Here is a 13,715-nt window from a genome sequence, read left to right as displayed (position 1 = left end):
CGCAACGCCAGCCATAGGCTGGCGTTTTATTATGGCCTATTTATTCTTTGAAATGCAGTGTCGTTGAGGAATATGGTTAACAGGCTCAGTTATTTTTGTGTAGGGAGTGGTGATGGGCGACCAGGTAGTTTGTGGCATATTTTTAAAAGCGAATGAAGTTAGAGTGGTGACCTTAGCAGGTAATCGAGCAACTCATCAGCTTATAGCGCCTAAAGTAAGCAAGTTTAGTTTGATTAAAAATCCGAACCAGGCAGACGTTAAAAACTTTATCACGCAATTGCAGGGCTATATTAGCGAGCATAAGGTTAATAAAGTGGTATTAAATCGTCGAGCCACCACTGGGCAAGGTGCTGGTGGAGCGGGAACCTTCTTGATGGAAGGGGCTATCTTGGCAAGTATTGAACAAGAACTTGAGTTTGTGCACCCTGCAACGCTGCGGGCGACAGATAAGCGTTGTTTAGCATTGAAATCTACGAAACCTAAAACGGTTGATTTAGGTAAAGCTTATGATTTGGCTTTTGAGTGCTTAAACGCATAGGTGTTATAAAAAATTCAGGTTATAAGTGATTGAGCAGCTAGTATTTAATGGCAACAATGATCTTTTTCAGCGGTGAAGCGTATGGTTGATTAACGTGAAGCTTTTGCTAGGTTTACAGGATTCAACATAGGGCTCTATGAGCTCTAATAATTTGATAAGGCGATAAAATAATGATTAAACAGCTTTCAAAACTAGGTTTTATAGCATTTTTGCTATTGCCACTTACAGCTGCTGCAACCGATTTAAAAGTTGGTGATGTAGCTCCTGATTTTAAACTACAGGCAACCGATGGCCATTTCTATCAGCTTAGTGACTATAAGGGTAAGCAAAACCTCGTTTTGGCTTGGTACCCAATGGCGAATACTCGCGGGTGTACTTTAGAATGTAAATCGTTAGTAGAAAAGGGGCATCTTATTCGTGAGTACAATGCGGTTTATATGATGGCAAGCGTTGATGACTTAGAAGATAACCAAGCCTTTGCTCGGGAACAAAAAGCGGACTTCCCGATGCTTAGCGATCCGACTAAAGAAACGGCTAAAGCTTATGACGTTCTAAATTTAGTGCGTGTGGCAAGCCGAGTGACCTTTTATATCGGCACTGACGGCAAGATCCTTAAAATTGATGAAGATATCAATGCTAAAACTGCAGCAGAAGATATTGCAACTACGTTAGCTGAGCTCAATGTTGAAAAAGTTAATCAAGAGCAAGAAGTAAATAATAGCGAAACAGCTCAAGTTGAGTAAACGGCTTGATGACATTAAAAAGCCCAGCTAATCGCTGGACTTTTTAGTTCAAGGCGTTAGTAACCGCGATTTGTAAGCGTTAGCTAAGTCTAAAATTCATCTTCTGTTTCAGCTTGAATACGTGCTTTACGCTCTTGTTCTTCTTCAAATGCAGCTTGGATTTCGGCCAATACTGATTCAATGTCTGCACTGTGCTCGCTTTCAACAAATTGGCCTGTAAGCACTGTGTCTGGTAATAAATCGCCAGACTCAAACTTTAGCCACATCTCTTGAGCATATTTACTCGTCAATAGTGCTGGCGAAAATTGACCATAATATTGAGTCATATTATTCACATCACGCAGTAGCATACGTTTAGCATTGTTATTTGCTGCGGCATCTACGGCTTGGGGTAAATCTATAATTACCGGGCCTGTATGATCAAGTAGCACGTTAAATTCAGAAAGATCACCGTGAATAAGGCCTGCGCAAAGCATACGCTGCACATCTTTCATAACTAAAGCGTGATGCACTGTAGCCATTTCAGCTGTTAGGCTAACATCGTTTAGTCGTGGCGCAACGTAACCAGCTTCATCGGTTATTAGCTCCATTAGCAATACGCCGTCAAAGCATCCGTATGGGGTAGGCACGCGAACGCCGGCATTCGCTAGGCGAAATAGCGCATCAACCTCGGCATTTTGCCAAGCTTGTTCTTGTTCCTGACGGCCGTAGTTGGAGCCTTTCTCCATCGCACGGGTTCTGCGAGAGTTACGACCTTTGCGACCTTCACGGTATTCGACAGCTTTTTTAAAACTACGTTTATCGGCTTCTTTATAAATTTTGGCGCAGCGAACGTCATCACCACATCTAACTATGTATACATCGGCTTCTTTGCCGCTCATTAATGGACGAATCACTTCGTCAATTAGTCCTTCATCAACCAGAGGTTGGAGTCGTTTTGGGGTTTTCATGGGGCTCTTATACCTTAGTTAGCCTGGTGATGGAATGGGTTCGCTTATTATCATAAAAAAAAATGACATTTATTAGCTCCAACTGACCATAATGACTAACGTTTTTCCAAAGTCGCAATAGCTACTGTACCTTTAAGTGGAGCGAGTGAACGAGTTAGTTTTTGCGCGGCAATGAGTGCAACAACCTGCTCGTCTTCAAAGGCTAGATGGTTAAGTTGCATTGCTGGAGCTAAGCCAATGCCCGAGATTAGCTGACCGCTTGGTGAATAGACAATGCCTTGGCTAAATTGCAGCTGAATTCCGCTATTGGGTAAGGTGGCATAATAACGCGGACTTAAGCTGCCACGAGTGGTTTCACCGATGAGCTCAACGTTAGGCCAATTGAGGGAAGCGAGTGCTATCCACTCACATTCTAGCTCGCAGCTAGAATCGATTAATAACGTGAGCTTTTGCTGGCTGATTTCAGCAGAGTTTGGCGAGCTTTGATGTTGGCGCACTAAAAAGTCACTGAGGGCGCTATTTTGGTTGAGAGCATTGTTAAATCCGTGATTAAGCAGTCGAGATTGCTCAAAAAAACTCAGCTCTGCAATAGAGAAATATTGATTGGCAATATGCTCTGCCCTTGATGTAGCAAAACGTTTATAGCGCAGTAAGCCGATACTGGTAGATTGGTTAGCTTGACCAAAATGACTCTGCAGCAACGCCATTAGTTGAGGCTGTGGCGACTTTATAGCGCGGATATCGAGTGTGAGTGGTGAGCGACTCTCCTGTTGGGAATATAGCTCTTTTTGAGCCAATAGATGAGATAGCTGTTTAATCGTTGCAGAGTCTAGCTCATCCTCAAAACGCAGAAGGTGATGCTCAGAATTAGCTATTGAGTGGCTTGGAGTAGATGCTGTAAAAGGTTGCAAGCCACCGGTATCAGACGATTCATGAGCGAGTGTTAGTGTATGTTGCTCACTCACTTCACTATTACTGAGAGTTAGTACAACCTTTTTGTTAGCGGCAAGGCCGATGTCTTGGCGTAATTTAGTAATATGCTGAAGCCAATCAGTCTGGGCTTGAGCCGATTGCTTTAACGGATTGGCAAGGTAAACTTGGGCGGCCTTTACCCAGCGGTTCATAGGAATACCATCTATATGGGTTAGATAAGGTAAGTCTTCTGCCAATAGCTTTTTCTTGTTAGAAAAGGCGTGCCAGTGCTCTCCATCAAAGCGCAGAGCTAAAGGTAAAGTTACAGCTGTTTGTGTGCTTGATATCAGAGAGACGGACGCGGCTGGATCATTAAGCTTACTTATCAGTTGCTGGAGCTGTTGCTCTAGCGCCGTTGCTGAGGTTTGTTTGCCTGCTGACCGCGTAAGCTTTTGACTTTCAGTTTCAATGCGTTGTAAATCTTGCGGGCTGAGAACAGCAAAAGCTGAGCGTTGCTTAATCACGTCGACAAAAAACTGTATGTCTTGTTGGTATTGTTGGCGGTTTAATTGAGTGGCAAAAGTGCTTGGATAAAAAGCTAGATATAACAGCTGCACAATACTCACAAACATGAGTATTGTGAAAGCCGAAATCGTGCCCCTAAAGCTCAAAAGCATAAACCATCCTTATTATGCAAGCTTGGCGCACAGGCTTTTCAAGCTTGCTTTAGATGTGTTTTGGTATCGAGCTTTATGGCTACTGTATGATGCCCGTTAAAAGTTATGTTTACAGGCAAGCTACAGAATATCGTTAATTGAAACCCCGATACCTATTCGTTGGTTATGTACATTGTAGTCGATTAAACTTTCACCGTAGCCATTAAAGTATTGGGTATAGACTCTTAAGTTACCTAAGATCGGGTAGCTCCAAGTAAACTCCACGGCGCCATAGTTAGGCTTTTGAATATAATTACGTAGCATGAGCGTAAAACGATGTTCATCTAAGCCGTACACTCCTGTGAACTCTATATTGCCCATATAATCGGTAATATCAGGGTTATCATCACCGCGCGGCGATTCAGGAGTCTCTTTTTCGTCTTCAGGTATTCGCCACCAAGCTTTAGCCTCAAGAGCAAACGGACCGTTATCAAAGACCATCATACCGTAGAGACGGTTCCAACTGCGTGAGAGCGAACCTGACTGCCCATTAGACTGATGTACTGCGCCAACTCCCCAAAAAGAGTTGGTAAGAGGCCCCAGTTGCCAATCGTTTGTAAATACCATAAACACTTCTGGTTCATGGTTGGTTTCTCTAAACGGCGAAGAGATATCTTTGTTGTAAACCTGCCAATAAGATTGGTTAGTGTAGGCGGCAAATAGATGGCCATTATCACCAAACACATTATGCCAAAGTGGAAACTTAAAGCTGATTTGAAACTTGGCTTCCATATTATCTAAGGTAAAGGGTTGTTCCTCTTGCTGCTGTTCAAAAGGAGCCATATTTGGAGATTTGCTGTACGTCACTGGCAGAATATAGTTCACTTTATGAGGTGTGATGACGTAGGGAAGATCTCCTGTGGCGCTTTCTTCCGAAATACGTTTATCAACTAATGACTCTTCAGCCTTAGATTTGACCTCAATATCATCTTTATTGGTGTCAGTTTCATTTGCCTGTAACGCAAAAGTGCAGCAAAAGCTCAATGGCAGAATTAGCCAAGCTAGTTTGTTCATAACTATCCCTAAATCTAGTAATACCAAGCGTTATAAGCGTAAAACTACAGTCGTAGTAACAACAAAAAATAATCTGTAACTTATTAAGTGCTGTTTTATGTCCTTGCCTAAAAAAGCTGTAGCGACTTGTTTATTGTGATTGGTATCAACGCGGTTTTTAGTTTTCTATTGTGGGTAAAATATTCTACCTAGCTGGCACTTGCATTAACAGGGGTTTATCACTTCAGTAACATTGTTGCGGGGTAAAGTTGAATTGGATGGCAGCGGTTGCGGTGGTATCTTAGAGGCCTGTATTGAGAAATAACTATACCTAAATGCAATAAGTTAGTGCAAAACCGCACTGGGTTGCTCACTATTACGAACTGAATAAATAGAGCCTTAATATTTAACGTTTGTTAAACAATTACTTAGGTGGTCAGACTGGTCGTTAACAATGAGTTGAACATTTCTAAATAACAAAAAGTTATAAAAAGTAATAATTATCTATTTATTATGGAATAAGCAGGCAGCTATATTTCACTCTAACAAATTAGCAGTGGGGTAGCGGAATGGAAATTGTAGCTTTACCTGGCCAAGCCAGTACAGGAAAGGTCTGGTTGGTAGGGGCTGGGCCTGGCGATGTCGATTTGCTGACCGTCAAGGCATACCGAGTGCTGCAAAATGCTGATGCTGTGTTATTCGATGCATTGGTAAGTGACGATATTCTCGCGCTCATTCCACCTCATGCAGAAAAAATTGCAGTGGGTAAGCGTGCTGGTAAGCATAGTGCCGCTCAGAGCGAAATTAATCAGCTGTTGGTGACTAAGGCATATACCCGCAAAAATGTAGTGCGACTTAAAGGTGGTGACCCGTTTATATTTGGCCGCGGTGGTGAAGAGTTAGAAACTATTGTCGCGGCAGGCGTGGACTTTGAAGTCGTGCCGGGTATTACGGCTGCAAGTGGTACCGCTGCTTATGCGGGTATTCCACTCACTCACCGTGATTACGCCCAAGGTGTGACGTTTATTACCGGCCATTGCAAGTTAGAAAGCAGACCGATGGACTGGCAGAGTTATGCCAACCCAAATAATACCTTAGTAGTTTATATGGGAATATTGAATGCCAACTTGATTAAGCAAGGGTTGTTAGGTGCTGGCCGCATCGCAGCAACACCTGTGGCAATTGTCTCTAAAGCCACTACATCGAGTCAGCAAACCTTTATTGGTACGCTCGACAATATAGAACAATTAGCTAGCCACCCAGATTTAGTGATGCCAGCACTGATGGTCATTGGTGAGGTTGTTGAACTCGCCGACACGCTTAATTGGTTTACACCCCAATCAAACCAAATTAAGACCACTGAATTAGCTGCACAACTTAAATAATTGATTGAAGAATACGGAGAATTAGCATGGCCACGAAAGAGTTAAGCCATTTGCAACAACTGGAAGCTGAGAGCATTCAAATCATTCGTGAAGTGGCGGCTGAGTTTGATAATCCTGTCATGATGTATTCCATCGGTAAGGACTCTTCTGTGATGCTTCATTTGGCTCGCAAAGCATTCTACCCAGGAAAGATCCCGTTTCCATTATTGCATGTCGATACTGACTGGAAATTTAAAGAGATGATCGCATTTCGCGATGCTCAAGCTAAAGAGTTTGGTTTTGATCTGTTGATCCACAAAAACCCTGAAGGCCTAGCGTTGGGAATTAATCCATTTGAACATGGAAGTGCCAAGCACACAGATATTATGAAAACCCAAGGCTTAAAGCAGGCGCTTAATCAATATGGTTTTGATGCCGCATTTGGTGGGGCGCGTCGCGATGAAGAAAAATCACGAGCTAAAGAGCGTGTCTATTCATTCCGCGATAAACACCATACCTGGGACCCTAAGAATCAACGTCCAGAGTTATGGCGGACATACAACGGCGCAGTAAATAAAGGCGAAAGTATTCGTGTCTTCCCGCTTTCAAATTGGACTGAACTGGATATTTGGCAGTACATCTATCAGGAAAATATCCAGCTAGTGCCACTGTACTTTGCTCAAAAACGCCCGGTGGTTGAACGTGACGGCATGATGATTATGGTTGATGACGAAAGAATGCCGCTAGCTGAAGGCGAAACACCGAAGGAGGAGTTGGTACGTTTTAGAACCTTAGGTTGTTACCCACTTACAGCAGCGATGCATTCAGAAGCGGACACGTTAGAAAAGATTATCGAAGAGATGCTACTGACTCGTTCGAGTGAACGACAAGGCCGACTTATTGACTCAGACCAAAGCGCGTCAATGGAACTGAAAAAACGTCAGGGGTACTTCTAAACCAGCCCGTAGGGACGGTTTGAATACAGAATTCTAAGGAATCATTATGAACCAAGCAGTAAATAACAACACACGCCTGGCGGCAGAACTTGAAGATTTAGGCGTAAAAGAATACCTGTCACTGCAGCAACATAAAGGCTTATTACGCTTTTTAACTTGTGGCAGTGTTGATGACGGTAAAAGTACTTTAATCGGACGTTTACTTCACGATAGTGCACAAATATATGAAGACCAGCTAGCAAGCTTAAAGAATGACAGTGCCAAGCTAGGCACAACTGGCGAAGAAGTTGATTTAGCCTTGTTAGTGGACGGCCTGCAAGCAGAGCGTGAGCAGGGGATCACCATTGACGTGGCTTACCGTTATTTCTCAAGTGACAAGCGCAAGTTCATTATTGCCGATACGCCGGGCCATGAGCAGTACACTCGAAATATGGCAACAGGTGCTTCAACGTGTGATTTAGCCGTGTTGTTAGTCGATGCGCGGTATGGAGTGCAAACTCAAACTCGCCGCCATGCTTTTATTGCGTCACAGCTAGGTATTCGTCACTTCGTGGTTGCGATTAATAAAATGGACTTACTTGGCTTTGATGAGAAAGTCTTTAATAACATTCAAGCTGAGTTTGCTGCTTTTGCAGAGCAGTTAGGTGATATTGATATTCGTTATGTGCCGCTTTCAGCACTTAAAGGCGACAATGTTGTTGATGCAAGTAGCCAAACTCCTTGGTATAACGGCGGCACACTGCTACAGCTTTTAGAAACGATAGATACCCGCCGTGAGCTTACTAGCCTGCCTGTGCGTTTTCCGGTGCAATATGTGCAACGCCCAGATCTCGATTTTCGGGGCTTTTCAGGCACGCTGGCATCTGGTGTGATTAATGTAGGTGACGAACTAGTCGCACTACCTTCAGGTAAGCGCAGTAAAGTCGCGCGTATTGTGACATTTGATGGTGATCTTGAGCAAGCTATAGCAGGCCAAGCGGTCACCTTAACCCTTGAAGATGAAATTGATATCTCAAGAGGTGATTTATTATCTCAAGTAGAAAATGCGCCAGCGATTGCCAACCACGTTAGTGCAGACATTGCTTGGATGGATGAGAAACCACTGCAATTGAATCAACTTTATGATTTAAAAGTTGCGGGTAAAAAGCTACAAGCCAGCGTGGTTAAAATAGAGTATGTTGTTGATGTTAATACGTTAGATCGTAACGAAGGCGACAGTATTGGTCTTAATGACATGGCACGCGTAACACTTGAGCTAAATGAATCAATTGCCATTGACCCATATACCTTAGTGAGAGACACAGGCGGCATGATCTTGATTGATCGTTTGTCGAATGCAACCGTTGCGGCAGTTATGGCTGTATCTAGTTCTAAAGAGCTTAAAGCAGTACAGCAATATAGCGATTTTGAACTTGAGCTTAACGCGTTAATTCGTAAGCAATATCCTCATTGGCAAGCAATTGATATTAGTAAAGTAGAAGGTTAACCGTGGTTGATTTGTGGGTGTTATCGTGCATTTTATTTGCTTTAGTCGTGGCCTTAATGGCTGGACTATGGACACCTGCAGCGCTGTTTTTTATAGCGTCACTCACCACCTACTTGTTAGGAATGATTGAGCTTGAAACAGCGCTGTCGAGTTTTACCAATGCCAGCTTAGTCACTTTAGTGCTGCTAATTATGTCTACGGCGGCACTCGAAAAGACCTCAATGCTGGGCAAGTTAAGCCAGATGGTGGGCCGTGGCTCATTGGCATCGACCTTAGCTAAATTGGGGTTATCGACGGCGCTACTATCATCTTTTACTAACAATACAGCGGTTGTAGCCTCACTCATTGGTGTGGTGCGCCGCAATCAAGCTCATGCGCCAGCTAAATTATTGTTGCCTTTGTCTTACGCGGCAATTTTAGGCGGTACGCTGACGTTAATCGGTACGTCAACTAACTTGATTGTTAACTCATTTGTTGAAAATGCCGGACTTGAGCCTTTAGGTTTCTTCGAGTTTTCTCTTATCGGTATTGTGATTGTTGTCGCAGGTGTTGGTTTACTGGTTTTATTGGCTAATTGGTTACCTGATAGACGTGAAGATAATGCCGAGGAAACCTTGCCTTATTTACTTGAGGCTAGGGTCGCTAAAGAATCGTTATTGATAGGAAAAAGCGTACAAGATAACCGTTTACGTGCTCTTAAGAAGCTGTATTTGGTTGAGCTTGAACGGAGTGGGATCCGCATCTGCCCAGTACCACCGCATTTAGTCTTGCAAAGTGAAGATGTGCTGCGTTTTAGTGGCGCGGTCGAGTCGGTCGAATTACTGCATCAATTTGACGGTCTAGAGTGGTTTGGTAAGCAACAAGCTAAAGGTCAGAATCTGATTGAAGCAGTGCTGGCACCAAGCTCTACTTTAGTTGGTCGCTCATTAAAAGAGTCGACCTTTAGGGAAAAATTTGATGGTGCAGTATTAGCGATTCGTCGTGGGCATCAGCCATTGAAGGGCGGATTAGGTGATATTGAACTGCAAGCTGGAGATGTATTGCTAATCACTCCAGGTGATAGCTTTAGTCGCAATACTAAATTGGCGTCAGAGTTTGCTGCGGTGAGCGGTCTGGATCTAAGTGTTCGTTTAGACACCAGGCGCAGTCAGTGGGTGCTAGGAGGGTTCCTGCTGACTATTTTAGCCAGCTTAACCGGAGTTTTACCTCTGGTAAAAGGGCTTGTTTTACTGCTGATGAGTTATATTGCCATAGGTGCAGTTAGCCTGGCAGAGTTAAAGCGGCGCTTCCCGTTTGAGTTAGTGGTCATTGTAGGTAGTGCCTTAAGTTTGGCCAATTTAATGTTATCAACCGGACTTGCAGATGATATCGCTGCATTTATTTTAGGGGCAATTAATGGCTACGGAGTATTTGCAGCTTTTGTGGCTGTTTACCTATTAACCCTGTTACTGACTGAACTCATTACCAATAATGCGGCCGCAGCGCTATGTTTCCCTGTCGCTTACGCCATTGCAATGAATTATGGCGTCGATACTCGGCCATTTATATTAGCAGTGGTTTTTGGCGCGAGTGCGAGCTTTATTTCGCCTTATGGTTATCAAACTAATTTGATGGTTTATAACGCAGGTAATTATCGATTTAGTGATTTTGTTAGGCTGGGCTTGCCGTTGTCTTTACTGTATTCGGCAATCGTCTTGTTAATGGTTCCAGCCTTATTTCCATTTTAATTAAACCTGCTTTTATGGCGGGTATTTACCTAGGCAGCAGTAGTGCGGTGTTATCAATACCTCACTGTGAAGATTAGATTTTAGGAGTTTTTATGTCTGATATTGTTTGGCACCAACATAGTATTGATAAACAGTCGCGTGCGGATCAGAAAGGGCAAAATCCTATTTTGTTATGGTTCACTGGACTTTCAGGATCGGGTAAATCGACACTCGCAGGCGCACTAGAGCGTGCCTTATTTGATGCGGGCTTTCATACCTACTTACTCGATGGCGATAATGTACGTCATGGCTTGTGTAAAGACTTAGGTTTTAGTAGTGAAGATCGTGACGAAAACCTGCGTCGCGTCGGTGAAGTCGCTAAACTGATGGTAGATGCAGGCCTGGTTGTTCTGTCTGCATTTATCTCGCCGACACGTGAAGAGCGTGAGCGCGTGCGAGCATTATTTGATGCCGGCCAATTTATTGAAGTACATGTTTCAACACCTCTTGAGGTGTGTGAGGCGCGAGACCCCAAAGGCCTCTATAGCAAAGCACGAGCAGGTGAAATAGCCAACTTTACCGGGATCTCTGCTCCCTATGAGGTGCCAGCGGCGGCCGAACTGACTATCGATACCAGCAAGGGCGATTTGGCGACTCAAGTTAGTGCGCTACTAGATTACTTAGTTGCTATTCAGGTTATTGATTTAGATAAGTTAAAAGCGGCTGTATAACTTTATTCGACTAGGGTTATAGCTAGACGAGCTAAATGCGATACTGTAATGGTGTCGCATTTTTTATTGGCCTAGTTTCGGAACGGTTAATCGCAGCGATTGACAGCATTAATCAATTTTAAAGTCGTGTGAGAATAAAGCTTTCATCGCTTTGATATAGCTCTTATCGGTATTAAAATGAATCAACTGAGCAAGCTCATCCCCAATGGGCGTAAAACGGTAGTAGCTGAAGAAAAGTTGACCGCTTTTTGGCGTTAGCCTTAACTTAATTTCACTCAGTGAAAAATGAATCGGGGTTTTATTGCTAAGTAGCCCAGTCTCTAGTTCACTGCGGTGTAAGATCCCCGCTTCGACTAAGGTCAGAATATTGGAGTAAGGCAGGCCAAACTGGGATAAACCTATGCTGGTGGAGTTCGCTTTTTTAAATAACTGACTTAAGCCTCCAGCATACTTAAAACCAATGATTAGCTTAAGCCGAGTTTCATTGTTGACTAACACAGACATGCCTAAAGCTTTTTCTAAAATCTGCGCTTCTTTATGAGTCAGTTGCTTAAGTGTGCTTAATGTACGTAAGCTAAAGTGGCCTGGAGAGGTGATTTCATTGGCTAAGATCCGACCCCATAGTTCTTGCATTTTTCGGTTGTGGATTTGTTCTGCTAGTTGAAAAAACTGATGAGCCCAATCAGGATCTAGATCAACACCAGTCACATCGGAGGGAGTATGACTGATAGCAATCTTATAAATAGTCTCTAGGTTTTGTTGATACTGACAAGCTTGTTTTTGCGCCCTAAATGCGGCGCGTTCGCCAATTGAAGCATTGCTAGCACGGTAATCGTCTTCACTAGCTAAGCCTAACATTTTACCCAGTAACAAGGCTTTTTTACGGGCTGATGGATCAGCCGTTTTATTGCTGTCTTGGGCCGTTTGTTTTATTGGGGCACTGTTATCTGAGGCGGTTTCAACCATGCTGTATTGCCACTCTTTTTTGTTAATTATTTATCTCGCGCAGATGAGTATGCTCTGCGCTAGGTTAACTTAATATATGCCTTAGATTGTCTGCAACACCCTTGGCATAACACTGTAAGTGTTATGCCAAGGTTCTGTAGGCTTGTCTATTTATTTGTCGACTTATTGCTTGACTAACTTGTTGATGTGACTGTTTTAGTGACTTTACCAAAATGAGCTACTTCTGCACCTTGATCAGGATGGCGAGGAACATTGATAGCTAAAATTAATGAGCATACAGCAAAGCCAGCACCTATATAGAACACCATTTCAGGGGAGGTCAGCCATAGTACTCCAAGCAATGCCGGAATAATGACTGCGGCAATATGGTTAATGGTAAAGCTTACCGACATAGTGGCTGCAATATCTTTAGGGTCAGCAATTTTTTGGAAATAGGTTTTTACTGCAATTGCCATGGCAAAAAGTAGATGGTCGATAACATAAAGTGCTGCTGCAAATTCCGCATGTTCAACTAAGGCATAACTCACAAATACTGCAATTAAGCCGATGTATTCTATGGTTAAGGCATTGCGCTCGCCTATGCGACCAATAAAGCGACCTATGGCTGGTGCGAATAATAGGTTCACTACATAGTTAATTAGAAACAGTGAGGTGATTTGAGTGATGCTATAGCCAAACTTTTCGACCATCATAAACCCGGCAAATACCATAAAAATTTGCCGTCTAGCACCAGAGAAGAAAGTTAGCATGTAGTAAAGCCAGTAACGCTTTCTTAATATGATTTTTTTATGCTGCATTTCTCCCTGAGGAAAAGTAGGGAAGTAGCGACTTATGGTGAGCACCATAACGAGACCTAAGGTGCCAATAATAGCGTACATCCATTGGTAATCTAATTTTAGCCAAGTCATGATAAGCCAAATACTGGCATAGCCACCCAGCGCAGCGGCGCTACGCCATGCTAGTGCTTTCCCCATAAAAGCGGCGGTATCTTGCTTATCAACCCACTGTAAAGTTAATGACTGATTAATGGTTTCAAAGTAATGGAAGCCCACTGACATTAATATGGTGGTGATATACAAGCCCAAGACCTGAGGGAAGAAGCCAGTAATGGCAACGCCTATACATAACACCGCTAAAGATAACAGTGCAAAAGCCTGCTCGCGGATCAGTAGCAATACAAAAATAGCAGTAAAAGCCAGAAAGCCAGGTACTTCGCGTAGGCTTTGTAGCATACCTATTTCTGCCCCCGTAAATTGGGCTCGCTCGATGACAAAGTTATTCAAAAGTGCCTGCCAGACAGCAAACACTAGCGACATAATAAACGTCATCCAGAGCAATAATTTTTGCGGATTATTCTTCATAAATTTTCCATGTAGTGAGCCTGCATGCTGCAAACATTAATCTTGAAGTGTATAGGCTAGTGCAGCTGATTATGCGGCAGTATACCTTAGTTAACTTTGAGTTATTAATTCAGATTTTTTATTTATTAGCGATAGCTTAATCATTTGTTGTCGCTATTTTTGCTCAGAGAGCTACTTTTTTTAGCTGAGCAATTCAGCATTAAACTGTTTGCTGAATATAAATTTCAATCTTGACACTTGCTATTCCATGTAAGTGGTTACTATCGTCAAACCTCCTTACTTTAGAACTTTGC

General features: G+C 43.1%; 12 protein-coding genes. 7 read left to right on the top strand and 5 right to left on the bottom strand.

Features of this window, described 5'->3' with window-relative positions:
• Positions 1-112: 112 nt before the first annotated feature.
• Complete coding sequence (locus tag AB4298_RS01640; protein ID WP_371985528.1) at positions 113-538, top strand: DUF3010 family protein; 426 nt, start codon at positions 113-115, stop codon at positions 536-538.
• Positions 539-708: 170 nt separating this feature from the next.
• On the top strand, positions 709-1,281 hold the full coding sequence (locus AB4298_RS01635) for a peroxiredoxin family protein (protein WP_248998821.1): 573 nt from the start codon (positions 709-711) through the stop codon (positions 1,279-1,281).
• An 89-nt stretch (positions 1,282-1,370) separates the two neighbouring features.
• On the opposite strand, the gene AB4298_RS01630 is transcribed toward AB4298_RS01635, so the two are convergent.
• The 3 genes from AB4298_RS01630 to AB4298_RS01620 form a co-directional block, all read right to left on the bottom strand.
• Positions 1,371-2,231: a PA4780 family RIO1-like protein kinase gene (locus AB4298_RS01630; protein ID WP_371985527.1), complete on the bottom strand. Its 861-nt coding sequence runs from the start codon at positions 2,229-2,231 to the stop codon at positions 1,371-1,373.
• Between the two features lie 95 nt (positions 2,232-2,326).
• Complete coding sequence (locus AB4298_RS01625) at positions 2,327-3,820, bottom strand: S41 family peptidase (protein WP_371985526.1); 1,494 nt, start codon at positions 3,818-3,820, stop codon at positions 2,327-2,329.
• 120 nt (positions 3,821-3,940) lie between these two features.
• On the bottom strand, positions 3,941-4,873 hold the full coding sequence (locus tag AB4298_RS01620; protein WP_371985525.1) for a phospholipase A: 933 nt from the start codon (positions 4,871-4,873) through the stop codon (positions 3,941-3,943).
• A gap of 548 nt (positions 4,874-5,421) precedes the next feature.
• On the opposite strand from AB4298_RS01620, the gene cobA reads away from it, so the two are divergent.
• From cobA to cysC, 5 genes are all read left to right on the top strand, one after another.
• On the top strand, positions 5,422-6,237 hold the full coding sequence (gene cobA / locus AB4298_RS01615; protein ID WP_248998825.1) for a uroporphyrinogen-III C-methyltransferase: 816 nt from the start codon (positions 5,422-5,424) through the stop codon (positions 6,235-6,237).
• 26 nt (positions 6,238-6,263) lie between these two features.
• Complete coding sequence (gene cysD / locus AB4298_RS01610; protein WP_248998826.1) at positions 6,264-7,172, top strand: sulfate adenylyltransferase subunit CysD; 909 nt, start codon at positions 6,264-6,266, stop codon at positions 7,170-7,172.
• Between the two features lie 46 nt (positions 7,173-7,218).
• The gene (gene cysN, locus AB4298_RS01605; RefSeq protein ID WP_371985524.1) at positions 7,219-8,658 is read left to right on the top strand and encodes a sulfate adenylyltransferase subunit CysN; all 1,440 of its coding nucleotides are present in this window, start codon (positions 7,219-7,221) and stop codon (positions 8,656-8,658) included.
• Between the two features lie 2 nt (positions 8,659-8,660).
• A complete protein-coding gene (locus tag AB4298_RS01600) occupies positions 8,661-10,385 on the top strand; it encodes an SLC13 family permease (protein ID WP_371985523.1) in 1,725 nt (574 codons plus the stop codon).
• Between the two features lie 92 nt (positions 10,386-10,477).
• The gene (cysC, locus tag AB4298_RS01595; RefSeq protein ID WP_248998829.1) at positions 10,478-11,095 is read left to right on the top strand and encodes an adenylyl-sulfate kinase; all 618 of its coding nucleotides are present in this window, start codon (positions 10,478-10,480) and stop codon (positions 11,093-11,095) included.
• A gap of 108 nt (positions 11,096-11,203) precedes the next feature.
• Here the strand turns inward: cysC and AB4298_RS01590 are convergent, their stop codons facing one another.
• Both AB4298_RS01590 and AB4298_RS01585 read right to left on the bottom strand, forming a co-directional pair.
• The gene (locus AB4298_RS01590; RefSeq protein ID WP_371985522.1) at positions 11,204-12,061 is read right to left on the bottom strand and encodes a TIGR03899 family protein; all 858 of its coding nucleotides are present in this window, start codon (positions 12,059-12,061) and stop codon (positions 11,204-11,206) included.
• A 173-nt stretch (positions 12,062-12,234) separates the two neighbouring features.
• The gene (locus AB4298_RS01585; protein WP_371985521.1) at positions 12,235-13,422 is read right to left on the bottom strand and encodes an MFS transporter; all 1,188 of its coding nucleotides are present in this window, start codon (positions 13,420-13,422) and stop codon (positions 12,235-12,237) included.
• Between the last annotated feature and the right edge of the window lie 293 nt (positions 13,423-13,715).

The sequence above is a fragment of the Shewanella sp. 10N.261.52.F9 genome (genome assembly GCF_041471165.1).
Lineage (GTDB): Bacteria > Pseudomonadota > Gammaproteobacteria > Enterobacterales > Shewanellaceae > Shewanella > Shewanella marinintestina.
This window is presented reverse-complemented; position numbering and strand designations above follow the sequence as displayed.

Excerpts from the sequence above, each read along its gene's own strand:
- AB4298_RS01640 (WP_371985528.1), top strand. The coding sequence starts at position 113 with ATGGGCGACCAGGTAGTTTGTGGCATATTTTTAAAAGCGAATGAAGTT.
- AB4298_RS01635 (WP_248998821.1), top strand. The coding sequence starts at position 709 with ATGATTAAACAGCTTTCAAAACTAGGTTTTATAGCATTTTTGCTATTG.
- AB4298_RS01630 (WP_371985527.1), bottom strand. The coding sequence starts at position 2,231 with ATGAAAACCCCAAAACGACTCCAACCTCTGGTTGATGAAGGACTAATT.
- AB4298_RS01625 (WP_371985526.1), bottom strand. The coding sequence starts at position 3,820 with ATGCTTTTGAGCTTTAGGGGCACGATTTCGGCTTTCACAATACTCATG.
- AB4298_RS01620 (WP_371985525.1), bottom strand. The coding sequence starts at position 4,873 with ATGAACAAACTAGCTTGGCTAATTCTGCCATTGAGCTTTTGCTGCACT.
- cobA (WP_248998825.1), top strand. The coding sequence starts at position 5,422 with ATGGAAATTGTAGCTTTACCTGGCCAAGCCAGTACAGGAAAGGTCTGG.
- cysD (WP_248998826.1), top strand. The coding sequence starts at position 6,264 with ATGGCCACGAAAGAGTTAAGCCATTTGCAACAACTGGAAGCTGAGAGC.
- cysN (WP_371985524.1), top strand. The coding sequence starts at position 7,219 with ATGAACCAAGCAGTAAATAACAACACACGCCTGGCGGCAGAACTTGAA.
- cysC (WP_248998829.1), top strand. The coding sequence starts at position 10,478 with ATGTCTGATATTGTTTGGCACCAACATAGTATTGATAAACAGTCGCGT.
- AB4298_RS01590 (WP_371985522.1), bottom strand. The coding sequence starts at position 12,061 with ATGGTTGAAACCGCCTCAGATAACAGTGCCCCAATAAAACAAACGGCC.
- AB4298_RS01585 (WP_371985521.1), bottom strand. The coding sequence starts at position 13,422 with ATGAAGAATAATCCGCAAAAATTATTGCTCTGGATGACGTTTATTATG.